The organism is Pseudomonas kurunegalensis (assembly GCF_030291635.1).
In the GTDB taxonomy this organism is placed as follows: domain Bacteria; phylum Pseudomonadota; class Gammaproteobacteria; order Pseudomonadales; family Pseudomonadaceae; genus Aquipseudomonas; species Aquipseudomonas monteilii.
Window position 1 is genome coordinate 3,162,105 of record NZ_CP127871.1, and the last position, 25,023, is coordinate 3,187,127.

Sequence of the window (25,023 nt, forward strand, 5' to 3'; positions counted from 1 at the left end):
TCAGCTGCCCCAGGAGTCACGCAGGGTGACAGTGCGGTTGAACACCGGGCGGCCCGGCTGGCTGTCTTTCAGGTCGGCGCAGAAGTAGCCTTCGCGCTCGAACTGGAAGCGGTCCTCAGGCTGGGCCTGGGCCAGCGACGGCTCGGCACGGCATCCGCTGAGCACTTGCAGCGAATCCGGGTTGATGTTGTCCAGGAAGCTGCCGCCCTCCTCGGTCTTTTCCGGGTTCGGCGAGCGGAACAGGCGGTCGTACAGGCGCACTTCGCACTCGACGCTGCCTTCGGCCGGTACCCAGTGGATCACGCCCTTGACCTTGCGGCCTTCAGGGTTTTTACCCAGGGTGTCGGGGTCGTACGAGCAGCGCAGCTCGACGATGTTGCCGTCGGCGTCCTTGATGGCCTCGTCGGCGCGGATCACGTAGCTGCCACGCAGGCGCACCTCACCAGCCGGTTCCAGGCGCTTGTAGCCCTTCGGCGGCTCTTCCATGAAGTCGTCGCGGTCGATGTACAGCTCACGGGAGAACGGCAGCACGCGCACGCCCATGTCTTCTTTCGGGTGGCGCGGCAGCTCAAGCTGCTCGACCTGGCCTTCCGGGTAGTTGGTGATGACCACTTTCAGCGGACGCAGCACGCACATGGCGCGTGGCGCGGTGCGGTCGAGGTCGTCACGGATGCTGAATTCGAGCATCGACATATCGACCACGCCGTCGGAGCGGTTGGTGCCGATCATTTCGCAGAAGTTGCGGATCGAAGCCGGGGTGTAGCCACGGCGACGGAAGCCGGACAGGGTCGACATGCGCGGGTCGTCCCAGGCGTCGACGTGCTTCTCGTCAACCAGCTGCTTCAGCTTGCGCTTGGACGTGATGGTGTAGTTCAGGTTCAGGCGGCTGAACTCGTACTGACGCGGGTGCGCCGGCACCGGCAGGTTGTCGAGGAACCAGTCGTACAGCGGACGATGCCCTTCGAACTCCAGGGTGCAGATCGAGTGGGTAATGCCCTCGATGGCATCCGACTGGCCGTGGGTAAAGTCGTAGTTGGGGTAGATGCACCACTTGTCACCGGTCTGGTGGTGGTGGGCATGGCGAATGCGGTACAGGATCGGGTCGCGCAGGTTCATGTTTGGCGAGGCCATGTCGATCTTGGCCCGCAGCACGCGCTCACCGTCCTTGAACTCGCCAGCCTTCATGCGGGCGAACAGGTCGAGGTTGTCTTCCACGCTGCGCTCGCGGAACGGGCTGTTCTTGCCCGGCTCCTTGAGGTTGCCACGGTATTCCTTGGCTTGCTCGGGGGTAAGGTCGCAAACGTAAGCCTTGCCCTGCTTGATCAGCTCGACTGCCCAGTCGTGCAACTGGTCGAAGTAGTCGGAGGCGTAGCGCACGTCGCCCGCCCAATCGAAGCCCAGCCACTTCACATCGCTTTGGATAGCGTCGATGTACTCCTGGTCTTCCTTGGCCGGGTTGGTGTCGTCGAAGCGCAGGTGGCAGACGCCGCCGAATTCCTTGGCCAGGCCGAAGTTGACGCAAATCGACTTGGCGTGGCCGATGTGCAGGTAGCCGTTAGGCTCCGGCGGGAAACGGGTGACGATGCTGCTGTGCTTGCCCGAGTCCAGGTCGGCCTGAATGATCGGCCGCAGGAAGTTCGCAGGGACAGCGGGGGCGCCTTTGGCAGCGGCGTTGGGCGCGTTGTCGGCAGTGGGCTTGCTCATAGGATCCTTGAATGCACGTGTCCGGCCTGGGTAGGCCGATTGAATCAAAGGGCCTATCATAGCCGAAGCAGTCAAGCTGCTGACAGTCGGGCCCGGACAAACTGGCGTGATTTATCACGGCTTTTTGCCGCAGCCTGGCAAAATGGCCAGTGCGCGCCATGTGTCGCGACCACCTGATCCTGCGTCAGGTAATAACCCGCGCCCTGCGCACCCTAATTTCTGATTGCCTTGAAAAAGCGAGTTTCAGCATGTCCAAAGTCAAACTGAGCACCAACCACGGCGACATCGTCCTGCAACTGGACGCCGAGAAAGCGCCGCAGACCACCGAAAACTTCGTTCAGTACGTCAAGGACGGCCACTACGATGGCACCGTGTTCCACCGCGTGATCAAGGGCTTCATGATCCAGGGCGGCGGCTTCGATGCCAACATGAGCCAGAAGAAAACCCGCGCCACCATCCAGAACGAAGCCGACAACGGCCTGAAGAACAAGAAGTACAGCATTGCCATGGCCCGTACCATGGAGCCGCACTCTGCCTCGGCGCAGTTCTTCATCAACTCGTCCGACAACGACTTCCTCAACCACAGCGGCAAGAACGTGCAGGGCTGGGGCTACGCCGTGTTCGGCGAAGTGATCGAAGGCCGTGAAATCGTCGACGCCATCGAAAAGGTCGCCACCGGCTCCAAAGCTGGCCACCAGGACGTTCCGAAAGACGACGTGATCATCGAGAAAGCCGAGATCATTGAGTGATCCTGCTGATCTCCGATCTGCATTTGCAAGAAGAACGCCCGGATATTTCCCGGGCGTTTCTTGATCTGCTCGATGGCCGCGCCCGCCACGCCAAGGCGCTGTACATCCTTGGTGATTTTTTCGAAGCGTGGATTGGCGACGATGCCATGACGCCCTTCCAGCAGTCGATCTGCCAGGCCATGCGCCGGCTGGCCGACAGCGGCACGGCCATCTACCTGATGCACGGCAACCGCGACTTCCTGATTGGCCAGGCCTTTTGCGACGCTGCTGGCTGCACGCTGTTGAGTGACCCCAGCGTGATCGAGCTGGGCGGCGAACAGGTGCTGCTGATGCATGGTGACACCCTGTGCACCCGCGACCTGGGCTACATGAAGATGCGCCGGTTACTGCGCAATCCGCTGAGTTTGTGGATCTTGCGTCACCTGCCGCTGTCGGCCCGCTACAAGCTGGCGCGCAAGCTGCGCAGCGAAAGCCGCACGCAAACGCGGATGAAATCTACCGAGATTGTCGACGTCACGCCGGAGGAAGTACCCAAGGTGATGGCGGAACATGGCGTGCGCACGCTGGTGCATGGCCATACCCACCGGCCGGCGATACACAAGCTGGTGGTCGATGGGCAGCCGGCACGGCGTATCGTGCTGGGGGACTGGGACCGCCGGGGCTGGGCCTTGCAGGTGGACGAGCAAGGGTTTCAGCTGGCGCCTTTCGAGTTTTCCTGAGATTGCAGGGTTGCCCGGGCCGGCCCTTTCGCGGGTAAACCCGCTCCTACAACGGACGCGTAAACCCTGTAGGAGCGGGTTTACCCGCGAAGAGGCCGGCATGCCTTACTGCTGAGCCACGGCCCCCTTGTCCCTTTCACTGATCACCACTTCCCGATATTCCGGATCAGCCTTGATCTGCGCCTCGGTAAACGGAATCACCGCCAGCTGCTTGGCCGCAAACGCCTTGGTCTGGTCGCTGGCATGCGCTGAAGCCGCTTCGCTCGACTGCGAAAATGCCAATAACCCACGGGCCTCTGGCCCTTTGTCGGTGAAGCTGACCAGTTGCAGGTAGCTGGTACCACTCACCACCAGCCGCTTGCCCTGCCCGTGCGGCACACTGTACATCGCGTTGTACACGCCCAGCGCCTGCGGGCCACCCGGAACCGGCGTGCCATCGAGCGCCTGCTGCACCTGCCCCCAACGCGCCTCACCCGCCACGCCGCTTTCATTCACCTGCTTGAGCGAAGCCAGCGCAGCCTCGTGCACCAGCTTGCTCACGGCCGCTTGCTCTACTGCCAAGCCTCGCGGGGTGTGCTGCGGATCGGCCGGGTTGAAGGCCACCCGCCAGCTTTCCGGGTGTTCGGCCAGGGCATTGAACAGGTTCTGGAAGTGCACCAGGCCAATGCCGCTGTCCAGGTCAGCCTTGCCATTCCAGGCCGCCAGGCTGCTGCAGACGGCTTGCACATCCACGCCTGCGCCCTTGCACCACTGCAGCAGGTCTGGCAGCACCAGGCTGGCCAGGTAAACCTCGTCATCGGTCACCATGCGCTGCAGGTCATCCACGCCCAGCTTTGCCGTGCCCTGCAGGCGTTGCAGGGCAAAGCGCCCGCGCATGCCCAACGGCTGGTCATTGCGGCTGACCAACGGTGAATAACCGGTCAGCGGCTGGGCCGGGTTGGCCATCCAGGCCGGGTCGTTGGAGTTCTGCACGAAGTCCTCGCGCTCAAGGCTCGGCAGCAGTCGCGCCGGGAAAATACCCGGTTGCGCGGCCTGCGCATCGACCTTCCACTGGCATGCGCTGCGCGAACCATCCAGCACCACCAGACGCCCCTGCCCCTTCGGGTTACTGCAGGCGTCCAGCAGTGGCTGATCCACATAGGGCACCACCGACTGGTTCAGGTACAACGCACGGCCGCCTTGATCCACCGCCAGGGTATTGACCCATGGGATGCCCTGCAGTTGCTCGACCGAGCCCTTCAGCGCGGTCAGGCTGTCGGCACGGTTGATCTGGTACCACTGCTGCAGCACCCGGGTGTTGTCCAGGTTGGCATCACGCAAGCTGTAGGCCGCCTGCGCATCCCAATCCAGCCGCCCAGGCCACTGCACCACCGGGCCGAATTGCGAGCTGTAGACCTGCCGTTCCACCTGACTCACGCTGCCATCCTCGGCCTTGACCGCAACACTGACGGTTTGCCTCGCCAGTGGCAGCGACTTGCCATCGAGCAGGTACCGGGTCGGGTCTTTTGGATCGAGCTGCAAACGGTACAAGGTGAAGTGATTCGACGTATCGACGGTGTGCGTCCAGGCCAGGTGCCGGTTGAACCCGATGTTGACGACCGGCAGGCCCGGCAATGCGGCACCCATGACATCAAGCTGGCCGGGGATGGTCAGCTGCATCTGGTAAAAGCGCATGCCGCCCATCCACGGGAAGTGCGGGTTGGCCAACAGCAAGCCACGGCCATTGGCCGAACGCTGCGCGCCTACGGCCACCGCGTTGCTGCCGCGCTCCGTGGCAAAGCGCTCTTGCCTCGCCAGTGCGGCGCCGAAGCCAGCCGGTGCCTGCTGGCTGGTCTGTGCAGGAGGTTGCGCCCCCGCCAGCGCCTCGACGAACTGCCCGACACCGCCTTCGGCCAGCAGCCGGCGGGTCAGCTTGACCAGGTCCTCGCTACTGATGGGCCGCACCCACTCGCCATTGCCGCACTCGGCAGGCAAGCCTTGCCTGCGGCGCTCGGCCAACGCCCGGTTGTAGCCGGTGGCATAGCCCTCCAGCAACGCTTTCACCGGCGCGGGCTGCGCCTGCAAGTACGCACTGACCGCCGCCGGGCTGTTGAGCCAGGTGAAGAACAGGTCACTGGCCAGGTTGTCACGCTGTTCCAGGGTCTTGCCTTTGGCACCGAAATGGCGTGACCGCTCGCCGCTCACGGTCAGCACCTCGTTGGCCAGCAGGCACAAGTTGTCCTGCGCGTAGGCGTAGCCGACACCATAGCCCAGACCACGCTCATCCTTGGCCACGATATGCGGCACCCCGTAACTGGTGCGTCGGATCTGCGCACTGGCATCAAGGTCGGGCTGCGCCTGAACGGTAACGCTGAAGGCCACCAGCGCGGCGGCCAGGCCAGCGCAAGTCATGGGACGGGAAAGTGGAAACACGGGCACTCCTCGGGTTCGGGGGTCATCCCGATCAGACGAATGGCCAGATGAAAATTTTACGTATTACAAGGCGGTGGAACGTCTTGATGAGAAAGAGGCATTTTTTTCACGAGTGGGTTGCAGTTTTTGCGTTCTCATTCGTCCTAGTAAGTGAGGCAACCACATTTCGGGTTCGTCCACGAAAAGGAGCATTCACATGTACAACCCGCAACCCTCGATCCAGGCTGGGCGCGTCCCAGGCAAAGCGCCCAAGGGACAGGGCATTTTTGCCGAGGAACGCACCGGCAACGAACAGATCCGCGAACTGCTGCGCACCTTTGGCCTGCGTACCAGCCTGATTCGCCTCAAGGTGATCGACGCCTTGCACGCCGCCGACCGCAACGGCCGCAGCATTGGCGTGCGCGGTGTGCACGCCCAACTGGAACAGCTGGATATCCCGCTGTCGTTTCTCAGCGTGCGCGAAGTGCTCAAGCGCCTGTGCGCCGAAGGCGTCATTCAGCTGGGCAGCGACAAGTGCTACAGCCTGAACCCCCAGGCCCGCGCCGTGCTGGAGCAAACACCGCTGCGCTGAGCGTATGGCCGGCCAGACCTGGCCGGCCCGCACAGGTCAGGGCTTGACCTTGCGCCGCAGGATGCCATTGATCACCACGACCACCACCGCAATGGCAATGGCCAGCATCTGGAAGGTCTGCTCACTGATCGTGCCCTGCTTCTGCAGGTGGGACAGGCCCAGCATCAGGCCCAGTACAACCAGGATGATCAAAAGGGAATATTTCAGGCGCTGCACGTGTGTCATCGAAGGTTCCTTGCAACATCAGGGGCAAAAGGCTCGCAACGAGCCGCGGCAATGATACAACGGCCACCGCCCCCGGCGCTGCATTTCCTGCTGGGTGGGGCGGGGTCAGCCTGAAAGCATGAGGCTCCCAAGCACCCAAGCCGGAGTCACCATGTACAAACCCCTGCTGTTCACTTCGCTGTTTCTGACCCCCTTTTCCCTTCATGCACTGGACACCCGGCAAACACCCGCCGAGCACCTGCTCGAACTGGGGCGCGAGCTGGCTGCCCATGCCGGCAGCAGCCAATGGCAACAACTGTGGCAACGCGTGCGCCAAGCCGGGTACCTGCAGGCCAATGCCGCGCCGGTCCATTTCAGTGTGCCTGCGGCCCGGCTACCCGACCTGGCCCGGCAAACCCTGGCCCAGGCCGATCAGGTACAGGCTCAGCGCCAGACCCAGGCCCTGTACCGCCGCCACTTTGCGGGCCAGGTCATCGGCCAGCGCAACGGCCAGCCCCTGCATGCGCTGTGCCTGTTGGTTGACTGGCGCACATTGCCCCAAGGCATGCGCGCCACCCCTCAAGCCTACCTGAGCAGCGCCAGCTTGCTGAGCAGCTATCCGTGCGAGTGAAGATTGCCGGACCCATCCCACAACAATTGGCATGATCAGATGAGAAATCACCAGTCCCCGCCAAATGTCGATGCCATTTCCTACAGCGCCGGATATCGCTGCCTGCAAAACCTGTTCACCGAAGCTACAACTCCCAGCCCATATGCCGCCTAGCGACGCGCCTTGGCAGTCGCACAGAATTTGCTCACACCTTCGACATTCCGCCGCGGGTGATCGGGTCGCACATCCCACCCATCCCGAAGGAGCGCCATATGCAAACGCCAGACTTGAGCCAGATCGATATCAGCCAACTGCCCCACTCGCTACAGGCCCTGATCGACTGCATCGGCATCGAAAACGCCTACCAGCTGACCTGCGCCTTTGGTGGCAGGCCCAAGTACATCCCCAAGCACCGCGAACGCACCAAGCTTGCCGACGTGCTGCCGGCCGATGCGCTCGATGCGCTGATCAAGCGCTTTGCCGGGGTCGCCCTGGAGATCCCCAAGGCTGACCACTTCCTGCGCCAGCTGCGCAACCAGCAAATCCAGAAGGAAAGCGCCAACGGCTTGTCCCGCAGCCTGTTGGCCAACAAATACGGCCTGAGCCTGCGCCAGATCGGCAACATTCGGCGCCAGGAGCCTTGCGCTCGCTGACGCCACTGCACCGTGGCCGCCATTGGCGGCTTCTTTACCCACTAGAAAGAGCATCCCGATATGTCGATAGACAACAGCCTTATTGGCTCGGTCATCAACGCCCTGCCGATGGACCGCATGATCGCCGGCCCCCTGCAGGCCATGGTCCAGGCGCAGGTAACCGCCAGCAAATCGTACGCCGACTTCCTGATGCAGGTGTGCGTCCAGGATGGCAAGGCAGTCGCCATCCAGTTCGACTACGACGAAACCATCGTCGATGAACAGGGCGAATACAAAGGCGTGGTCAGCAAGACCATGAAAGTGCCGCTGCTGGCTGCCATTACGCACCCGAACATCTCGATTGAAGAGGGCAACGTAGAGTTCGAACTGGTGATCAACCAGATGTCGGAAGATACATCCAGCAAGGACATGAACGCAGAAGCGACCGGCTCACTGGGCTGGGGGCCGTTCAAGCTGAACGTGAAAGGCAGCGTCAGCCACAAGTCCACGCAAACCCGCAAGACGGATACACGCGCCCGTTACGCCTTCAACACCACCCTGAAGCGCCAGGAGCCGCCCGAAGCGATGATGAGGGTGATCGAGTTCCTGACGGACGCCGCGACCAAGCCAACCGTTGTCAGAACCGCCGCACTGGAAAGCCCGGACGAGATTTCCCAGGCAGATACCCTGAAAGGGCCAAAACCGGAAGGCCCACCGGCGCCCTGAGACGTTTGAGTGCCCCCATCAACCCCTCCTGCCCGCAACGGGAGGGGCACCACCTGGCTTGAGGAGTCGAATCGTTGCAAAAGCCCCCCGCCCCCATGACCTCCATCGACCTGCGCGAAATCACCCGTGGCCTGCAGGAAGCCGCCAGCGCCACCAACAGCTTGATTGCACAGCAGTACATCAACCTGTTCGACCAGTTTTTCGAGTGCGACACCGAGGCGTTGGGCGCTCCCATGAAGGCCAAGATGGTCGAAGTGGCAATGGACGGCCAGCACATCATGCGCGTTCCCCTGTTTGCGCTGGTGTCGCCCAAAGGCCTGGCCCTGGAGCGCATGCAGGTCGACTTGTCGGTGCGGGTCAAAGGTACTGAAGCGCAGCAGGCCCTGCTGACGGCAGGCGAGAACAAGGCCGCCAGCTTCAAGGTCACCATCGGCGGCCAGGGCCGTCAGGGTGACAGCCGTGACCCTGACGAAGTGCAGATACGCATGCAGTTCCAGGCCAGCGAACCACCCGAAGCCCTGAACCGGCTGATCGAGGAGTACACCAGCCTGATTGTCCCGGTACGTGCTCCCGCTGCCCCGCCCTCGCCCGACACCAATGAGTTCATCGAGGCGGCCACCGTCCGCTGACGGCAGCCCCATCCCCCTTCAGAAGTCGCGTTTGTAGAAGATGTCCAGAGAGCTGGCCAACCCGCTGGCGGCTTCCAGGTACACCTTTTTGCTCAGTTTGTAGCGCAACGCAATGGTGTTGGCAGGCTCGAACACACCCACGCCATAACGCAGGCTCAACTTCTCGGTCAGATTGCCGCTGGCGACCACGCTGGTTGTGTTGCCAGAACCCTCGGTATCCAGCTGGAAATCGTCAATCCCAAGGCTCGAAGCCAGGCTGCCGGTAATGCCGGCGCTACCGGCCAGGCCCAGGCCCAAGGCCGCTTCGGCGAGCATGTTGTTGTCTTCACCGGACGTGCCCAACGGTCGCCCCAACACCAGGTACGACAAGGCTTGCTCCTGGCTCATGGCCGGTTCCGAGAACACTTTGGTGGTAGGCTGCTCGGCACTGCCGCTCAGGCGGATACCGGCAATTACATCGTCAACCTTGCGGATGGCTTCGATATCCAGATACGGCTGGTCAATCGGGCCGGCAAACAGCAGCCGCGCCCGGCGGATGGTCAAGCGCTGGCCGTAGGCACGGTAGCGTCCGTCTGCCAGGCTCAGTTCACCACGGGTGTCGAGGTTATCGCCAATGTGTACATGGCCAAGCAGGTTGGCGGTGAGGCCAAAGCCGCTGAACGACAGCTTGTCGCGGCCCACTTCGACGTCAATGTCCATGGCCATCGCCATGGGCGGTTTGCCCTCTTCTGTCTGGTGGCCGACGATAACCGTGTCATCCGACACTTTGACGGTAGACGGCGGCAACTCGCGAACAGTGATCTTGCCCTTGGGCACCTGCACCTTGCCGGTAACCGCCAGCTTGTCGTCGATCAGGCGCAGGGTCAGGTCCGGGGCAACTTCCAGCGTGGCATAAGGCTCGACCGTGACCGGCAGTTGCTGGCCTTGCAAGCGCACGTCCATGCCCAGTGCCTGGCCCCAGGTGAGGTTGCCGCTCAACTGGCCACGCCCTGCCTCGCCACTGCGCCAGTTGCCGTTAAGCTGCACTTGCTCGCCGGCGATCAGCGCCTGCAATGACAGGTCTTGAAGGCTGGCCGGCAGTTCGGCGCCACTGACTTCGCCACCACTGAGCATCAGGTTGCCGTTGACCTGCGGCGCCAGCAACGTACCGGAAAGCCGGCCACTGCCATTGAGCTGCCCGGCCAGCCGCTCGACCATCGGCACGAACGGACGGGCTACCGACAGGTCCAGCCCGGCCAGGCGGAAATCACCCGACAACGGCTTGTTCTTGCCCAGCGGGTCAAGCCGGGCCGTGACGTTCAACTCACCCAGGCGCTCGCCGCGAAACACCAGGCGCGTATCGATGCGCCGTGGTGCCAGTGTGCTGTCCAGGCGCAGGGCCTGGTAAGGGAAGTCGATCCAGCGATCCTTGTCTTTCACACGCAGGGTGCCGCCACTGGCATCGACCACGACCGTACCCTTGGGGCCACTGGCCGGAATGTCCAGGTTGATATCAGCATTGAGCAGGCCTTGCCAGGCGAAGTCCTTCGGCAGCCATTGGGCCAGGCTGTCCAGCGGGAACTGCTTGAGGTGGTAGCGCAGACGCGGCTCGGGGGCCAGGCGCTGGTCATCACCACACAGGCTGGCCTGGCCGGAGCGCCAGCAATGGGCACCGAAATCCAGCTGCCCGCTGGCCAGGCGCTGAAGCCGTGCCGGCGCCTGCAACTGCCAGTCCTGGCCACCGGCCTGAATACGCCCACTGGCCAGGCGCCCTCGCCAGTCACCCTTGCTCAACTGGCCATCCAGCCCAAGGTCGAGCTTGAGTTGCGGGCCGTCCAGCGCCAGGGTCAAGGCTTGCTGGCGAATGTCACCTTTGCCGTTGGCCTGCAGCGTGCCCAAGGCGGTGTCGCCAAGCTGGATGCCTGTGGCCTTGAGTTCGATTACACCGCGCTGGGCGTTGTCCAGGCGGGCCTCCAGGCCCAGCTGCTGCAGGCGGTTTTCGGCCTGGGCCAACCGTTGGCCCTGCAGGGTCAGCGTACCTTGCGGGGCCTGCAAGGTGCCGGCGAGGTCCAGCCGGCCCTTGACCTGGCCTTGCAGCCTTGGCCACAACTGGCCCAGGCGCGGCAAATCGAGGTCGATTCGCCCGGCCAGGCGCTGCTGCAGGCTGCCACTGCCGTTGATGCGGTTGTCACCCAGCTGGATAGCCAGTGCACCGAGCGTCCAGCTCTGCCCTGCTCCCTGCGCCTCGGCCTTGAGCACTGCCGGCTGGCCACGCAGACGGCCTTTCAGGTCAAGTTGCGCGTCAAGGGTGAGCGTCTCGCCTTTCAGCTCGCCTTTGCTGCGTAGCGGCCCTGCCAGCGTGCCCGGCAGTTCGGCCAGCCAATAAGCAGGGTCGAGCGCCGAAAGCTGCAAGTCGACATCCCAGGCCAGCGTGTCGGCAAAACGCACGGCGACACTGCCGGCGGCCTTGCCTTGGCCGGCGGTCAGCGCCAGCTGCGGCAACTTCACCTGGCTCAGGTCGCCTTCGAACGGGCTGGCCACGCTGAATGCACCCGCTGGGCCGTCAAGGTCACCCTTGAAGGTACCCTGATAGTTGCCATCGCGATAATGCACCTGGGTATTGAAGGCCTTGAGGGTTACCTGGGGCGGCGTCTCCAATGGATACAGGCGCAACCACGGGAAGTCCTGCCAGTCCAATTGCGCATCGGCGGTCAAGCCTTGCTGCCAGTCGGCCGTGGCTTGCAGCTTGACCCGTTGGGTGTCGCTAGCGGTCAGGTCCAGGGCATCGAGCCTGGCGCCTTTACTGTCGACCAGGCCGGACAAGGCCAAGGCGATCGGCGACTGTTCAGCCGGCAGGCTGGCCGTACCCGACAGCTGATAACCCTTGAGCAGGTCGCCTTTGGCATCGAGCTTGAGCTGGTTCAACTGCAAAGTGTCAGGCAACGCGCCCGCCGGTTTGAATGCCTCGGAACGGATCTGCAAGGTCGCTGGCAGGTGCTCGGCCAACGCCTGCAACTGCCCGTTCAACGTGGCGTCGAGATAACCGCTGCTGGTGCCTGCCAGCTTCAGGGTCTTCTGCAAATCACCCGTGGCGGTCAGCGCCAGCTGCCAGGGTTTGCCCTCCACTGCCGGTAACTGCAGCTGTGCCTGCAGTTGCAGCGGCCAGTCACCCTCGGGCTGCAGGTCACCCTGCAGGGTCAGTTTCAGGTCATCGCGCTGCAGGTGCAGGCTGTCGATGCGCATGCCGGTGCTGGTCCAGTGTGCCGCCAGTTGCAAGTCGCCCAGCAGGTCACTGCCGTCCAGCCGCAGTTGGCCGACCTTGACCTCACCCAGTTCGATGGCCAACGGCAAGCGCAGCGCAGGCAGCTGCAGCGGGCCGCTGTCGGCCGGCTCGGCACTGGGCGCAAAGGCCATGTCGATACGCTGCGCCTGCAACTGGTCAATGCACAGGGTGGATCGCATCAGGCACGCAGGCGACCAGGCCAGCAGCGGTGCCTGCACCTCTACTGTGCTGCCACCATCGGCCCAGCGCAGCCTGCTGGCCTGCCAACTGCCCGCCAGGCGCCCCTGAAAATCGGTCACTTCAAGCCCGGGCACCTTGCCCAGTGCCCAGCGGCTGCCAGCCTCGGTGCCCACCAGCAGGCCCAGTGCCAGGCCCAGGCTCGCGACGCCCCCGAACAGGCCCAGCAAAATGTATTTGGTCACACGTTTCAAAGCTCAGGCCCCATGGAAAAGTGCAGGCGAATGCCCCCTTCGTCATCCAGCGCCTTGGCCAGGTCCAGGCGCAGCGGCCCGACCGGCGACACCCAGCGCACACCAAAGCCCACCCCGGTCTTGAGGCTGGGTAGCTCCAGGTTGTTGAACGAGTTGCCTTGGTCAACGAACGTTGCAAGCCGCCACTTCTCGGTCAGCGAATACTGGTACTCGACACTGCCAGCCACCAGGTAGCGCCCGCCAATACGGTCACCGTCGCTGTTCTTGGGCGACAGGGTCTGGTAGTCGTAGCCACGCACGCTCTGGTCACCACCGGCGAAGAAGCGCAGCGACGGCGGGATGTTGTTCTTGAAGCCATTGGTCGCACTGCCGCCAAACTGTACGCGACCGAGCAAACGGTGGTTGTGGCCGAGCGTGGTCAGGCCCTTGAGCAGCACGTTGCCATGCAACAGGTTGGTGTCGGAAACCAGCCCTTCCTTGGCCCCCTGTACATCGAACTGCAGGCGGTAGCCGTTATGCGGGTCGATACGGTTGTCACTGCGCAGGAAGGAATAGCTGACGCCCGGCATCAGCAAGTTGCTCAGCCCGGAGTCGTCACCCAGGCGATATTCCTCGCGCTGGTACTTGAGCGATATCACCCGCTGCCAGCCACTGGGCAGCTTGCTGTGCCACTCGGGGCCGACCGTCAACAGTTTGCTGAGGGTGTCGGTACCGGCAAGTTCCTCGTTCTGGTAGCCACCGGCGAAGCGCAGCTTGTCGGTCAGCGGCGGGTCGAGGGGAATGTCGTACCACAGGCCGACGTTCTGCCGCGGCGCCGACAGCTCGGTTTCCCAACCGTAGCTGTGGCCCTGTGGGTTAACCCAGTGGCGAGTCCAGTTGGCCTTGCCGCGTGGCCCGACGTCGGTCGAGAAGCCCAAGCCCAGGCCCATGGTGCGAGGTTTGCGGGTTTCCAGGCGCACATCCACAGGGACTTCTTCGCCCACCGCGGCGGTGGGTGCTGCATCCACGCGCACACCTTCAAAATAGCCGCTCGACTGCAAGTCATTGTTCAGTTCGGCGATCAGTTCAGAATCGTAGGGCGTCCCCGGTTTGAACGACACCATGCGGTGCAGCAGGTCGTCGTCCAGTGGCGTGTCGCCACCGAAGGTGACGGCGCCCAGGCGATAACGCGGGCCACTTTGGTAGACCAGTTCGATATCGGCCACGCCGGCCTGCGGGTCGACCGCCAGGCGCTGGCGGGTAAAGCGGCCGCTGAAGAAGCCGTAACGTGATGCCTGGTTCTGGATCAGGCGCTTGGCATCCTCGTAATGGCCATGGTTAAGTTGTTCCCCGGCACGCAACGCCTTGCTGTCGGGAACGCGGAAGGCCTTCATTTCGCTGGCCGGGCCGTCGATGCGCACGGTCACGTTACGCAGGCGAACCGGCTCGCCGGGGTCAATGCGGATGATCAGTTGTGGGGAATGGTCAGCGTCACTGGCGGGCTTGACCTCGGTATCGATTTGCGCCTGATAGTAGCCAAGTGCCTGCGCCGCTTTGCGCGCCTGCTCCTCTGCCCCGCGACTGAAGCGCAAAAGCGCTTCTTCATCGCGGTCACCCAAAGTGCCTATATAGCCTTCGACATTGGCCTTGAGCGCCTTGTTGGCCGGTTTTACCTTCACCAGCAACTCGCTCTGGCCCCATGCTGCGAAACTGGCGGCCCAGAAAACCAGGCCCCAGGTCAATCTTCCTGAATACGTCATGCGGCGAATGCTACCAGAGCCAGGCGCTCAAGGGAGCCGCCTGGCAGCCTGTTCAGGCAAAAGCGGAATTTGAAGAGACCGGATTCGGATGGAAGAACACCCTTTCCCGGATGGGTCCTACAGCCACCTCGCCAATTTCCTCATAACCCTGACGCTGGTAAAAGGCCAGGTAATGCTCGTTGCCGGTGTCCAGCACCACACCCTGGGTGCCAGGGTCGTCCGCGCACCAGTCGTGCACCGCTTGTAACAATTGCTCACCGTAATGCTTGCCCTGAAACTGCGGGTGTACGCCCAGCAACGGCAGTACATGCACCTTGTCGGTGGGCAGGCAGGTAGCCAGCGCGGCCTGGTAGTCCATGTAGCGCCGCGTGCAGCGCGGGCCCGTACCCAGGATCATGCGCAGGCGCCAGGCCCAGCTGTCGGCCACGCCCAGCCGGCGCAGCGGCGGCACGATCAGTGCCAGGGCGATCAGGCGGTCATCCACCAGCAGGCCGATGGCAGGCAGCTGCAGGTAGAAATGCTGGCGCACCCATTCGCGCACCATCACCCGCAGGCGCCGCTCATACCCCGGGCGCTGGGCTTCGAAAATATAGGCAAAGGTGGGTTCATGGCGGTAGGCGTTGTACAGCAGCGAACGCGCCTCGCGGCTGTAACCATCATCGAGCAGGCAGACACGGGCCGGGGCGGCGTTGGTATCGGGCATTGCGGGCAGACCTCCTGGAATGGGCATACAGTGCCTTGGAGGTGCCCCTGCGCGCTTCGTTCACCCCCAACAGCACGTTAGCAGCAGGTTCGCCTGGCCGCCACGCTGGTGATGACGGGCGATGTCGGCTAGCATCGCGCCTTTTACCGGGATTATCTTTCCATGAAGATCGTCTGTTTCAACATCAACGGCCTGCGGGCCCGCCCGCACCAGCTGGCGGCGCTGATCGAAAAGCACCAGCCGGACGTGATCGGCCTGCAGGAAACCAAGGTCAGCGACGATCAGTTCCCGCTGGCCGACGTGCAGGCACTGGGTTACCACGTGCACTACCACGGCCAGAAAGGCCACTACGGCGTGGCCCTGCTGTCGCGCCAGGCACCGCTTAGCGTGCACAAAGGCTTTGCTACCGATGAAGAAGACGCCCAGCGCCGCTTTATCTGGGGCACCTTCGCCGATGCCGATGGCAACCCGATCACCATCATGAATGGCTATTTCCCCCAGGGCGAAAGCCGCGACCACCCCACCAAGTTCCCGGCCAAGCAGCGCTTCTACAGCGACCTGCAGGCACTGCTGGAGGGCCAGTTCCGCAGCGACCAGCCGCTGCTGGTGATGGGCGACATGAACATTTCGCCGCAGGACTGCGATATCGGCATCGGCCCGGACAACGCCAAGCGCTGGCTGAAGACCGGCAAGTGCAGCTTCTTGCCGGAAGAGCGTGAGTGGATGGAGCGGTTGAAAGGCTGGGGGCTGGTCGACAGCTTCCGTCACCTTTACCCGGATGTCACCGACCGCTTCAGCTGGTTCGACTACCGCAGCCGTGGTTTCGAGGACGATCCCAAGCGTGGGCTGCGCATCGACCTGATCATGGCCTCGCAGCAGCTGGTGCCACGGATCAAGGCAGCGGGCGTGGACTATGAACTGCGCGGGATGGAAAAGCCGTCGGACCATGCACCGATCTGGCTGGAGCTGGGCTGACCTCAAAGGCAGCATTGGGGCCGCTGTGCGGCCCCGACAATTTTGGCGGCGAAGCTGATACTCACAAACCCAACCGCAACGCCTCCCCCACCCCCGCCCCGCGCACATCGTCCGCCGCGCTTACCAGGGCAAAGTTGTAAGCCCCATGCGACCAATACCTTGCCTCCAGCTGCCCATCGACCCGCTGCCCGTCCGGCATGCGCCGGTACTGCTCGCCCGGTGAGCGCAGGAACAGGCTGATGCGCTGGCCTGTGCCATCTTCAAACACCAGCAGTGCCGCCGGCCCTTGCTCGTTGCTGAGCAAGCGAGCGCCTACCGGTTTGAAACCATAGCCTGCCAAGTCGGGCAACTGGCCCACGCGATTGAAATGTCGACCCAGCCAGTCGCGCAACTGCCCCGGATCGCTGGCCTGGATATCCAGCGCCTCGCTGCCGGCAAACAAGCGATGCGCCTGGACAGCATCGGCCATGGGCAGGTCGACCCGCGCCAGGGTGGCATCGCGCACTTGCCAGCCGCCCAGCCCTCCCACACCCAATGCCAGCATCACCACCGCCGCCGTCGCCCAGCGTCGCTGACGACGCTGGCGCAATTGCCGCCGCAGCTGCCCAAGGTCCAGCTGCGCGGCCCCGGGCATTTCGCCAAACCCGGCCAACGCGGTACGCAACCGGCGGGCATCGGCACGCCAGCCCTCCACCCGCTCCGCTGCCTGCGGGTTGGCCGCCAGCCAGGCCTGCACTTCGGCCCGGCGCACAGGCCCAAGGCGCTCATCGACGTAAGCGTGCAATTCGTCTTCGCTGGGGATCAGGCGCGTCATTTCAGTCTCCGCAAGGCCGGGGGCTGCGGGTTGCCCTCGGTCAGTTCGCGCAAGGCATTGCGCGCGCGCGACAGGCGCGACATCACAGTGCCGATGGGGATGCCCAAGGCCTGGGCGGCCTCCTTGTAACTCAAACCTTCGATGCTGACCAGCAACAACAGGGCGCGCTGCTCTGCCGACAGCCGGGCAAACGCCTGCAGGTCGGCCTGGGCCAGGACGATGGCTTCGAGGTTGTCGCCAACCGGCTCGTCGTCGCGCTCGGCGCGGCCGAACCAGGACAACCAGCGCGCATGCAGGCGCTCGCGGCGTTTACCGTCGAGAAACTGCCGATAAAGAATGGTGAACAGCCAGGCGCGCAGCGCATCAGCATCGCGTTGCTGGTCACGCCGGCTCAAGGCCCGCTCGACCGTGGCCTGCACCAGGTCGTCGGCGCTGCCCGGCTCGCGGGTCAGCCACACGGCAAAGCGGCGCAGGCGGGCCAGCAGCTCGCGCCACTGGTGGTCGTCCAGATCGTGCATGGCAAAGTCCCGGCCTTTGAAGTTGTCAGTGTAAAAGGCAGACGCCTGGCAGCAAATTCTATTCCCGCCGATGGAATAAGTTTTTCCCTGAGCCGTCGTACCGGCACATTCCCCCAACCGGACGATGACCATGAACTCACCCTTGCACGGCCCGGCCAAAGCGTTGCGCCTGGCTGCCATCGGCGCCGTGATGCTGGCCGCAGGCGCCGGCTTTGCCTATGCCGCCGGCTGGCTCGGCGAAAGCCGGCTGACGCCGCAGCGCATCATCGACACCTTCGAAGCCCAGGCCGGGCATTACCCGGGCTATCGCAAGAACCACGCCAAAGGCCTGTGCGTCAGCGGCTACTTCCAGGCCAGCGGGCAGGCCGCCAAGCTGTCCACGGCGCGAGCATTCAGCCAGTCGCGGGTGCCAGTGATCGGCCGTTTCGCCATCGGCGGTGCCAACCCGTTTGCCCCGGATACCGGCATTCCGGTACGCAGCCTGGCGATTCAGCTGAGCACCGACGACGGCCAGGTCTGGCGCACCGGCATGAACAACCCGCCAGTGCTGGCGGTCAGCACCCCAAAAGGGTTCTACGAGCAAGTGCTGGCGGGCGCACCAGACCCAACCACCCACAAGCCGGACCCCGCCAGGCTACAGGCGTTCTTCGCTGCCCACCCGGAAAGCGCGGCGTTTCGCCAATGGGCGGCCAGCTACAAGCCCAGCGACAGCTTCGCCAGCACGCAATACCACAGCATCAATGCCTTCCGCCTGATCGATGCAGCCGGGGTGGCCCACCCGGTGCGCTGGCAGCTTGAGCCACAAGCCGCGTTTGCCGCGTTGCCCGCCCAGGTAGATGACAAGCAGTTCCTGCAACACGACCTGCAGCAGCGCTTGGCCCAAGGCCCGCTGCGCTGGACGCTGCGCCTGGTGCTGGCCGACCCGGGCGATGCAGTGGACGATCCTGCCCGCCCCTGGCCCACCGAGCGGCGCAGCGTAGACGCCGGCACCCTGGTGCTGGAGCACGTCGACGCCCCGGAACAAGGGGCCTGCCGCGACCTCAACTTCGACCCGCTGATTCTGCCACACGGCATCGAGGCGTCAGGCGACCCGATTCTCGCCGCCCGTTCCGCCGCCTACTCGGAATCGTTCAATCGCCGCAGCCGTGAATCGCTCAGCACCGGAGCCCAACCATGAGACCCGAAGCCTTCCACCCGTTCGCCCGTTTGCTGCACTGGTTGATGGCCGTGCTGATCCTGGCCATGTTGTTCATCGGCGTAAGCATGGTCGCCGACCTGTCACCGCGCCACCCCGTGCTGATCAGCCTGCACAAGGCCACCGGCCTGGCCCTGCTGGTACTGGTCGTGCTGCGCATCGCTGTACGCCTGGCCGTGCCTCACCCGCCGCTGCCGCAGACGCTGCCGACACTGCAGCGCTGGGCCGCCGGGGCCTCGCACCTGTTGCTCTATGCCCTGATGCTGGCCATGCCGTTGCTGGGCTGGGCCATGCTGTCGGCCGGCGACTACCCTCGCCCGTTGGGCTTGCCCGCCATCGCCCCGCACAACCTGCAGTTGTATGCCGTGCTGCGTCAGGCCCATGGCTGGGCCGGCTACCTGCTGTTCGCCACGGTGCTGGTGCATGTGGCGGCGGCTTTGATGCACGCATGGGTGCGCCGCGACGGCGTGTTGCGTAGCATGTGGCCTGGCCCCCTGCGTGGCAACGACTGACCGGCAGCAGCCCAGGGGTTCGACAAACGATAATTATTCTTAATAAGATCGGCTTTCACTTGCCGCACTACCCTGGACTGCCCATGAACGTCGCAAAGGACTCTGCAACCCTTCTACCTGCCAGCACGCTGGACTTACGCCCGCTGCTGCTGGCCAACATGGCCTGTACCATGTCGATGATGGCCTTCGTCGCCCTGATCGGCCCGATCGCCCGCCAACTCGGCATGGCCACCTGGCAGGCCGGCGCCGCCGTAACGGTGGCCGGCGTGGTCTGGGTGCTGCTGGCCCGGCCCTGGGGCCGGGCTTCAGACCGCCTGGGCCGCCGGCGCATTCTGTTGCTGGGCACTGCCGGATTCACCCTGGCGTACTGGCTGTTGTGCCTGTTCGTCGAAGGCGCACTGCGCTTCATGCCGGGGGCGACCCTGGCCTTCTTCGGCCTGATGATCGCGCGCGGCTGTATCGGCGCTTTCTATGCCGCCATCCCGGTGGGCTGCAACGCACTGATTGCAGACCATGTCGAGCCGCAGCGACGCGCGCGCGCCATGGCCTCGCTAGGGGCGGCCAACGCCGTCGGTCTGGTGGTGGGGCCAGCGCTGGCTGCGCTACTGGCGCGGCATAGTTTGAGCCTGCCATTCCATATCATGTCGCTGCTGCCGGCCAGCGCCTTCCTTGTGCTGCTGTTCACCCTCAAGCCGCAGGCCCTGCCCCACAGCCACGCCCCCAGCCCGGTGCGGCTGGGCGACCCGCGCCTGCGTCGGCCCTTGCTGGTGGCGTTCAGCGCCATGCTCAGTGTCACCGTGTCGCAGATCGTCGTCGGTTTCTTCGCCCTCGACCGCCTGCACCTGGGCCCGGCAGAAGCCGCCCAGGCCGCCGGCATCGCGCTGACTACCGTAGGCGTGGCACTGATGCTGTCGCAGATACTGCTGCGCAAGCTGGAATGGCCGCCGCTGAAGATGATCCGGGTAGGCGCCACGGTTTCGGCCATAGGCTTTGCCTGCGGCTCGCTCGCGGCTACCGCACCTTGGCTATGGGCGTGCTACTTCGTCGCGGCAGCCGGCATGGGCTTTGTCTTCCCGTCGTTCTCAGCGCTGGCGGCCAATGCCATGCAGGCGTCAGAACAAGGCGCTACAGCCGGTTCCATTGGCGCGGCACAAGGCATGGGCGCCGTGATCGGGCCACTGGCCGGTACCTTGGTGTATGCGCTCGATCCGCGCTTGCCATTCCTGGCCGTGGCCGTGCTGTTGTTGCTGGTCGGGTTGTGGCCGATGCCGCGTGAACAGCGGCTTTGACAAGCACAGCGCGCAAGCGCGCAGAGTGTGTTTTAATGCGCATCGCTCATTATTATTGACACCTCTGATTACAAGGCGGCTATGGACACGGGGACGCGACTCAAACTGGTGCGTGAACGCAACAACCTCTCCCAACGGGAACTGGCCCGTCGCAGCGGGCTGACCAATTCGACGATCTCGCAGATCGAGCAGAATCGCGTCAGCCCTTCGGTCAGCTCCCTGAAAAAACTGCTTGAAGGCATTCCCATGAGCCTGGCGGAGTTTTTCAGCTTCGACGAGCCGGTGCGTGAAGAGCGCTACGTGTTCCGGGGTGGCGAACAGCCCGACCTGGGCCGCAATGGCTTGCGCATGTTGCTGGTCGGTGCCAGTGTCGAAGGCCGACAGATGCGCATGCTGCGCGAACTGTATGCCCCCGGCGCCGACTCGGGCGAGCCGATCGTGCATGCCGAGGGCGAAGAATGTGGCCTGGTCACTCGCGGCACCGTGGAGCTGTGGGTCGATGGCCAGGTCAGCGTCCTCAACTCGGGCGATGGCTACTACATTCCCACTACCCTGCCGCACAGTTTCAAGAACATTGGCCCGGACGAGGCCGAGATCATCAGCGCCAACACCCCGGCGAATTTCTGACCTTGACGCAACAGGCTTCGCTGAACACGCGCGACATTTATCAATGCCTGCGCAACGCAGCCTTGGGCGTGCACCCACTTGAAGTGTGTGCACGCCACGCCGATAGCCTGGTCGATGTGAGCATTCAAGGTTGGCGATTGACGTTGGCCCTGGATGCCGAAGGCCTTGCCCATTGCGTCCACTGCCATACCCCGGGCGGCCAGCAAGCCGGGCTCGAAGATTGGCAGCGCTATGGCACCAACCCGGTCGACCTGCTCAGCCTGTGGGAGCGCACTCAGCTGGAAAAGCTGCTAGCCCCTTGACTCAACGCCTCCTCGACAAAGTCCAGGCGGTCCTGCCCAAAGAACATTGCCTCACCCACAAAACAGGTCGGCGCACCAAACACCCCACGCGCCACAGCCGCCTCGGTCGCCTGCTTGAGCGCCGCCTTCACCTCACCGTCAGCCGTCAGTGCGTGAAAAGCCTGTGGATCGAAGCCTGCCGCTGCCAGTGCTTCATCCAGAACGGCGCTGTCGCCCAGGTTCCGCCGCTGCGCCCAGAGCCCATTGAACAGCGCCGACAGCAACGACTCGAACCGCTCCGGTGACTGCAACTGGGTGCCGATCACGCCGCGCATCAAGCTCAGCGTATTGACCGGAAACCCCGGCGGCATGCCGAACGGCACGCCATAACGTGCGGCAAAGCGCGCCAGGTCGGTGAACATGTAGCGGCCCTTGGCCGGGATCATGGCCGGCGAAGCATTGCCAGTCGCCTGGAAAACGCCTCCCAGCAAAATTGGCCGGTAGCGCAATGTGGCACCCTGGCGAGCGCACAGGCCCGGCAGTTGTGTCCAGGCCAGGTAGCTGGCCGGGCTGCCCAGGTCAAAATAGAAATCGACAGTGTTATGCATGGGTTTCGGTCCTTGCTGGGTCAGAGGGGCTTACCAACGTTCCATCCAGGGGCGCAGGTCCAGTTCGAATGTCCAGGCGTCTCGCGGCTGGGCGTGCAAGAACCAGTAGCTGTCGGCGATGTGCGCGGGGTCGAGAATGCCATCCTGATCCTTGAGGGCGTAACGCTCGGGGAAGCTGTCACGGATGAATGCCGTGTCGATGGCCCCGTCTACCACCACATGCGCGACATGAATGTTCCGCGGCCCCAGCTCGCGCGCCATGCTCTGGGCCAGGGCACGCAAGCCATGCTTGGCCCCGGCAAAAGCGGCGAACCCGGCTGCACCACGCGTGCCAGCGGTGGCGCCAGTGAACAGAAGGGTGCCACGCTCACGTTGGACCATGCGCCGGGCAACTGCTTGAGCCGTAAGAAAACCGGCAAAGCAGGCCATTTCCCAGATCTTGAAGTACTTGCGCGGGGTTTCTTCAAGGATGCTGCAGGGAACATTGGCACCGATATTGAAGACAAACGCCTCGATAGGGCCAATATCACGCTCGATAGTCTCGACCAGCGCGGCCACTTCATCCTCCTTGCGCGCATCAGAACCAAACCCATGGGCCTGGCCGCCGGCAGCGCGTATTTCCTCCAGCAGCGGTTGCAGTTTTTCGGCCTGGCGCCGGGTCACGCAAGCGACATAACCCTCACGGGCAAAGCGCTTGGCAATCTCACCCCCGGTGGCGTCGCCCGCACCAATCACCAGCACTACTTTTTGTTGTTCTGCCATGCCTGCCTCCATTGGTGAATGATCGTTTAGTAAACGAACGCTATGTTAAGATCGCGGTCATCGTCAAGCCCGCCTGCAGAGGCATGTGAATGCGCTACTCCAATGAACACAAACAGCAAACCCGCGAGCGGCTGCTGGCCAGCAGCGGCGCGCTGGCCAAGCGGGGAGGTTTTTCCAGCACCGGCGTGGCCGGGCTGATGAAAGCGATCGGCCTGACCGGCGGCGCCTTCTACAACCACTTCCCGTCCAAAGACGACCTGTTCACTGAAGTGGTACGCCAGGAGCTGTGCAACAGCCCGCTGGCACGCCTGGCCAGTTCGGGCGCAAGCCGCGAGCGGCTGGGCCGTTGCCTGCAGCAGTACCTGAGCCTGGCCCACCTGCACAATGCCGAGGGTGGCTGCCCGCTGCCGCCGCTGGGTGTGGAAATCGCCCGGGCCGCCGCACCCGTGCGCGAAGAGGCCGAGCACTGGCTGGTCAGCCTGCACCAGGCCTGGCGTGAAACACTGGAGGATGATCAACTGGCCTGGGTGCTCATCAGCCAATGCGTCGGTGCGTTGATGGTCGGGCGCATGCTGGCCACTGAGGGTGTACAGTCGCAGGTGCTGGACGCAAGCCGCCAGTTTGTCGAAAAGGCCCTGCATGAAGCGGATTAGCCTGCTGCTTGGCCTCACACTGGCGCTGCCCGCGCTTGCCGAACAAGCGTGCCCACCCGGGCAATACCAAGTGTGCCTGATGGGGTGTTTTTGTGCGCCGATAGACCCGGGTCAAGCCGGCCAGATTCTCAAGGATGTGGAGGTCATGGCGTCTTCCAGCCTGACGTTCGCCTTGCGCCAGGCCAGAGATGAGGCCACCGCCAACGGCGTCGAGCCGATCCCGCTGCATATCCGGGCGCAACTCGAACCCTGGTACGACTTTGCCGTGCTTGACGCAGCGCGCTTCCGGGTGGGTGACGAACAGCAGATGAGCGCGGCCAATGCATTGTTGCAGAACCCTGATGTGAACGCTGTGACGCTGATCGACACGATCATCTTCCGCCGGGCGAGCGATGCCGAAGACAACGTGGCCCTGTGGGCGCATGAGCTCAAGCATGTGCAGCAATATCAGGAACTGGGGGTAGAGGAATTCGCCCGGCGCTATACGCGCAACTACGACGACCTGGAGGGACCGGCGTACAAGATCGAGGCAGAGGTGGGCAAGGCACTGCGCGAACGCGGCTCGGGCCAGGCCAGATAGCAGCAGCGGTGCGCGACGCTGTGGGCGCGCCCGCTGCGCTTGGTTTTTCAGGACGCCGCCGATGCCTCTTCTGCCACCTGCTCGCGGCTGGCATAACGCTGCGCCAACACCGCGCAGACCATCAGCTGGATCTGATGGAACAGCATCAGCGGCAAGATCATCGCACCAATGCCGCTGCCCACGAACAACACCTGGGCCATCGGTACGCCGGTCGCCAGGCTCTTCTTGGAGCCGGCGAACAGGATGGTGATACGGTCTTCCAGGTCAAAGCCCAGCACCTTGCCCAGCAGGCGAGTGCCAAACAGCACCACCGCCAGCAAAATCCCGCACACGGCGAACAACCCGGCCAGGTGCTGCGGCGAGACCGTGTGCCACAGCCCGGTGACGACTGCCTCGCTGAAGGCGGTGTACACCACCAGCAGGATCGAGCCCTGGTCCACTACCTTGAGCCAACGGGCATTGCGCTTGACCCAGGCGCCGATCCAGCGCCGCGCAATCTGCCCCGCCACGAACGGCACCAGCAGTTGCAGGGTGATCTTCAGCACGGCATCCAGGCCAGAGCCAGTATCGCCACTGGCGCCCAGCAGCATCATCACCAGCAATGGGGTAAGGAAGATGCCCAGCAGGCTGGACGCGGCAGCACTGCAAATGGCCGCCGGCACATTGCCACGGGCCAGCGAAGTGAACGCGATGGCCGACTGCACGGTAGCCGGCAAGGCACACAGGTAGAGCACGCCCAGGTACAGTTCATTGCCCACCAGCGGCACGAACAGCGGCTTGAAGGCCAGGCCCAGCAGCGGGAACAGCACGAACGTGCAGGAGAACACCAGCAGGTGCAGGCGCCAGTGCCCGGCACCGGCAATGATCGCCTCACGCGACAGCTTGGCGCCGTGCAGGAAGAACAGCAGGCCGATGGCCAGGTTGGTCAGCCAGCCGAAATACACTGCGCCATCGCCCGAGCAAGGCAGCACGGTGGCAATCAGCACCACCCCGAGCAAGGCCAGGGTGAAATTGTCGAATAACATGCGCAAATACTTCATCACTGTGTCCATCTTGTCATTGTGCAAGGGCAAACGATAAGGTCTGCGGCTTTTCGCCGCTAACGCCGGAACCCCCAC

At 63.8% G+C, this 25,023-nt stretch carries 26 protein-coding genes; 15 read left to right on the forward strand and 11 right to left on the reverse strand.

Annotated elements, in window-relative coordinates; translation table 11 throughout:
* Positions 1-1,704 (reverse strand): glutamine--tRNA ligase/YqeY domain fusion protein, encoded by a 1,704-nt coding sequence (locus QQ992_RS14155; RefSeq protein ID WP_028698779.1) that lies wholly within the window; start codon positions 1,702-1,704, stop codon positions 1-3.
* A 248-nt stretch (positions 1,705-1,952) separates the two neighbouring features.
* On the opposite strand from QQ992_RS14155, the gene QQ992_RS14160 reads away from it, so the two are divergent.
* Together QQ992_RS14160 and QQ992_RS14165 are read left to right on the forward strand one after the other, a co-directional pair.
* Positions 1,953-2,453 (forward strand): peptidylprolyl isomerase, encoded by a 501-nt coding sequence (locus QQ992_RS14160; protein ID WP_119370364.1) that lies wholly within the window; start codon positions 1,953-1,955, stop codon positions 2,451-2,453.
* A complete protein-coding gene (locus tag QQ992_RS14165; RefSeq protein WP_286109988.1) occupies positions 2,450-3,172 on the forward strand; it encodes a UDP-2,3-diacylglucosamine diphosphatase in 723 nt (240 codons plus the stop codon). Before QQ992_RS14160 ends, QQ992_RS14165 begins: the two co-directional genes overlap by 4 nt.
* A 105-nt stretch (positions 3,173-3,277) precedes the next feature.
* Here QQ992_RS14165 and pvdQ read toward each other — a convergent pair whose 3' ends face one another.
* Positions 3,278-5,584: a bifunctional acylase PvdQ gene (gene pvdQ, locus QQ992_RS14170; protein WP_286109989.1), complete on the reverse strand. Its 2,307-nt coding sequence runs from the start codon at positions 5,582-5,584 to the stop codon at positions 3,278-3,280.
* 196 nt (positions 5,585-5,780) lie between these two features.
* On the opposite strand from pvdQ, the gene QQ992_RS14175 reads away from it, so the two are divergent.
* Positions 5,781-6,155: a fe2+ zn2+ uptake regulation protein gene (locus tag QQ992_RS14175; RefSeq protein WP_016714110.1), complete on the forward strand. Its 375-nt coding sequence runs from the start codon at positions 5,781-5,783 to the stop codon at positions 6,153-6,155.
* Positions 6,156-6,191: 36 nt separating this feature from the next.
* Here QQ992_RS14175 and QQ992_RS14180 read toward each other — a convergent pair whose 3' ends face one another.
* A complete protein-coding gene (locus QQ992_RS14180) occupies positions 6,192-6,380 on the reverse strand; it encodes a hypothetical protein (RefSeq protein ID WP_003248064.1) in 189 nt (62 codons plus the stop codon).
* A gap of 151 nt (positions 6,381-6,531) precedes the next feature.
* Between QQ992_RS14180 and QQ992_RS14185 the strand changes: the two genes are divergently transcribed.
* The 4 genes from QQ992_RS14185 to QQ992_RS14200 all read left to right on the forward strand — a co-directional run bounded on the left by QQ992_RS14185 (position 6,532) and on the right by QQ992_RS14200 (position 8,956).
* The gene (locus QQ992_RS14185) at positions 6,532-6,990 is read left to right on the forward strand and encodes a hypothetical protein (protein WP_286109990.1); all 459 of its coding nucleotides are present in this window, start codon (positions 6,532-6,534) and stop codon (positions 6,988-6,990) included.
* Positions 6,991-7,241: 251 nt separating this feature from the next.
* A complete protein-coding gene (locus QQ992_RS14190) occupies positions 7,242-7,622 on the forward strand; it encodes a Mor transcription activator family protein (protein WP_019097046.1) in 381 nt (126 codons plus the stop codon).
* Between the two features lie 60 nt (positions 7,623-7,682).
* Positions 7,683-8,327 carry a DUF2589 domain-containing protein gene (locus tag QQ992_RS14195; RefSeq protein ID WP_016714113.1) on the forward strand — a complete coding sequence of 215 codons (645 nt, stop codon included), beginning with the start codon at positions 7,683-7,685 and terminating at the stop codon, positions 8,325-8,327.
* 74 nt (positions 8,328-8,401) lie between these two features.
* Positions 8,402-8,956: a DUF2589 domain-containing protein gene (locus QQ992_RS14200; RefSeq protein WP_119370149.1), complete on the forward strand. Its 555-nt coding sequence runs from the start codon at positions 8,402-8,404 to the stop codon at positions 8,954-8,956.
* Between the two features lie 18 nt (positions 8,957-8,974).
* Here the strand turns inward: QQ992_RS14200 and QQ992_RS14205 are convergent, their stop codons facing one another.
* From QQ992_RS14205 to QQ992_RS14215, 3 genes are read right to left on the reverse strand one after another with little or no spacing between them, the layout of a single operon-like run.
* The gene (locus QQ992_RS14205) at positions 8,975-12,649 is read right to left on the reverse strand and encodes a translocation/assembly module TamB domain-containing protein (protein ID WP_286109991.1); all 3,675 of its coding nucleotides are present in this window, start codon (positions 12,647-12,649) and stop codon (positions 8,975-8,977) included.
* Positions 12,646-14,388, reverse strand: a complete 1,743-nt coding sequence (locus QQ992_RS14210; protein ID WP_119370151.1) for an autotransporter assembly complex protein TamA — start codon at positions 14,386-14,388, stop codon at positions 12,646-12,648. Before QQ992_RS14210 ends, QQ992_RS14205 begins: the two co-directional genes overlap by 4 nt.
* Before the next feature lie 52 nt (positions 14,389-14,440).
* The gene (locus tag QQ992_RS14215; protein ID WP_119370152.1) at positions 14,441-15,091 is read right to left on the reverse strand and encodes a GNAT family N-acetyltransferase; all 651 of its coding nucleotides are present in this window, start codon (positions 15,089-15,091) and stop codon (positions 14,441-14,443) included.
* A gap of 162 nt (positions 15,092-15,253) precedes the next feature.
* On the opposite strand from QQ992_RS14215, the gene xthA reads away from it, so the two are divergent.
* Positions 15,254-16,066 carry an exodeoxyribonuclease III gene (gene xthA, locus QQ992_RS14220; RefSeq protein ID WP_286109992.1) on the forward strand — a complete coding sequence of 271 codons (813 nt, stop codon included), beginning with the start codon at positions 15,254-15,256 and terminating at the stop codon, positions 16,064-16,066.
* A gap of 61 nt (positions 16,067-16,127) precedes the next feature.
* On the opposite strand, the gene QQ992_RS14225 is transcribed toward xthA, so the two are convergent.
* Together QQ992_RS14225 and QQ992_RS14230 are read right to left on the reverse strand one after the other, a co-directional pair.
* Complete coding sequence (locus QQ992_RS14225) at positions 16,128-16,880, reverse strand: anti-sigma factor family protein (RefSeq protein WP_286109993.1); 753 nt, start codon at positions 16,878-16,880, stop codon at positions 16,128-16,130.
* Positions 16,877-17,398: a sigma-70 family RNA polymerase sigma factor gene (locus QQ992_RS14230; RefSeq protein ID WP_025754858.1), complete on the reverse strand. Its 522-nt coding sequence runs from the start codon at positions 17,396-17,398 to the stop codon at positions 16,877-16,879. The genes QQ992_RS14225 and QQ992_RS14230 overlap by 4 nt, the downstream gene beginning before the upstream one ends.
* Positions 17,399-17,522: 124 nt before the next feature.
* Between QQ992_RS14230 and QQ992_RS14235 the strand changes: the two genes are divergently transcribed.
* From QQ992_RS14235 to QQ992_RS14255, 5 genes are all read left to right on the forward strand, one after another.
* The gene (locus QQ992_RS14235; RefSeq protein WP_286109994.1) at positions 17,523-18,575 is read left to right on the forward strand and encodes a catalase family peroxidase; all 1,053 of its coding nucleotides are present in this window, start codon (positions 17,523-17,525) and stop codon (positions 18,573-18,575) included.
* A complete protein-coding gene (locus tag QQ992_RS14240; RefSeq protein ID WP_286109995.1) occupies positions 18,572-19,105 on the forward strand; it encodes a cytochrome b in 534 nt (177 codons plus the stop codon). Before QQ992_RS14235 ends, QQ992_RS14240 begins: the two co-directional genes overlap by 4 nt.
* 83 nt (positions 19,106-19,188) lie before the next feature.
* Positions 19,189-20,394 carry an MFS transporter gene (locus QQ992_RS14245; RefSeq protein ID WP_105947691.1) on the forward strand — a complete coding sequence of 402 codons (1,206 nt, stop codon included), beginning with the start codon at positions 19,189-19,191 and terminating at the stop codon, positions 20,392-20,394.
* An 81-nt stretch (positions 20,395-20,475) separates the two neighbouring features.
* On the forward strand, positions 20,476-21,021 hold the full coding sequence (locus QQ992_RS14250; protein ID WP_003248033.1) for a cupin domain-containing protein: 546 nt from the start codon (positions 20,476-20,478) through the stop codon (positions 21,019-21,021).
* A gap of 2 nt (positions 21,022-21,023) precedes the next feature.
* On the forward strand, positions 21,024-21,323 hold the full coding sequence (locus QQ992_RS14255) for a DUF7693 family protein (RefSeq protein ID WP_286109996.1): 300 nt from the start codon (positions 21,024-21,026) through the stop codon (positions 21,321-21,323).
* On the opposite strand, the gene QQ992_RS14260 is transcribed toward QQ992_RS14255, so the two are convergent.
* Positions 21,296-21,910, reverse strand: coding sequence for a 2-hydroxychromene-2-carboxylate isomerase (locus QQ992_RS14260; RefSeq protein WP_286109997.1), 615 nt, complete (start codon positions 21,908-21,910; stop codon positions 21,296-21,298). The two genes, QQ992_RS14255 and QQ992_RS14260, sit on opposite strands and share 28 nt — an antisense overlap.
* A 30-nt stretch (positions 21,911-21,940) precedes the next feature.
* Positions 21,941-22,672: an SDR family oxidoreductase gene (locus QQ992_RS14265; RefSeq protein ID WP_105947693.1), complete on the reverse strand. Its 732-nt coding sequence runs from the start codon at positions 22,670-22,672 to the stop codon at positions 21,941-21,943.
* Between the two features lie 89 nt (positions 22,673-22,761).
* Here QQ992_RS14265 and QQ992_RS14270 point away from each other — a divergent pair, with 89 nt between their 5' ends.
* Together QQ992_RS14270 and QQ992_RS14275 are read left to right on the forward strand one after the other, a co-directional pair.
* Positions 22,762-23,325, forward strand: a complete 564-nt coding sequence (locus QQ992_RS14270; protein ID WP_286109998.1) for a TetR/AcrR family transcriptional regulator — start codon at positions 22,762-22,764, stop codon at positions 23,323-23,325.
* Positions 23,312-23,905, forward strand: coding sequence for an eCIS core domain-containing protein (locus QQ992_RS14275; RefSeq protein ID WP_286109999.1), 594 nt, complete (start codon positions 23,312-23,314; stop codon positions 23,903-23,905). Before QQ992_RS14270 ends, QQ992_RS14275 begins: the two co-directional genes overlap by 14 nt.
* Before the next feature lie 47 nt (positions 23,906-23,952).
* On the opposite strand, the gene QQ992_RS14280 is transcribed toward QQ992_RS14275, so the two are convergent.
* On the reverse strand, positions 23,953-24,945 hold the full coding sequence (locus QQ992_RS14280) for a bile acid:sodium symporter family protein (protein WP_433963084.1): 993 nt from the start codon (positions 24,943-24,945) through the stop codon (positions 23,953-23,955).
* Positions 24,946-25,023 lie beyond the last annotated feature (78 nt).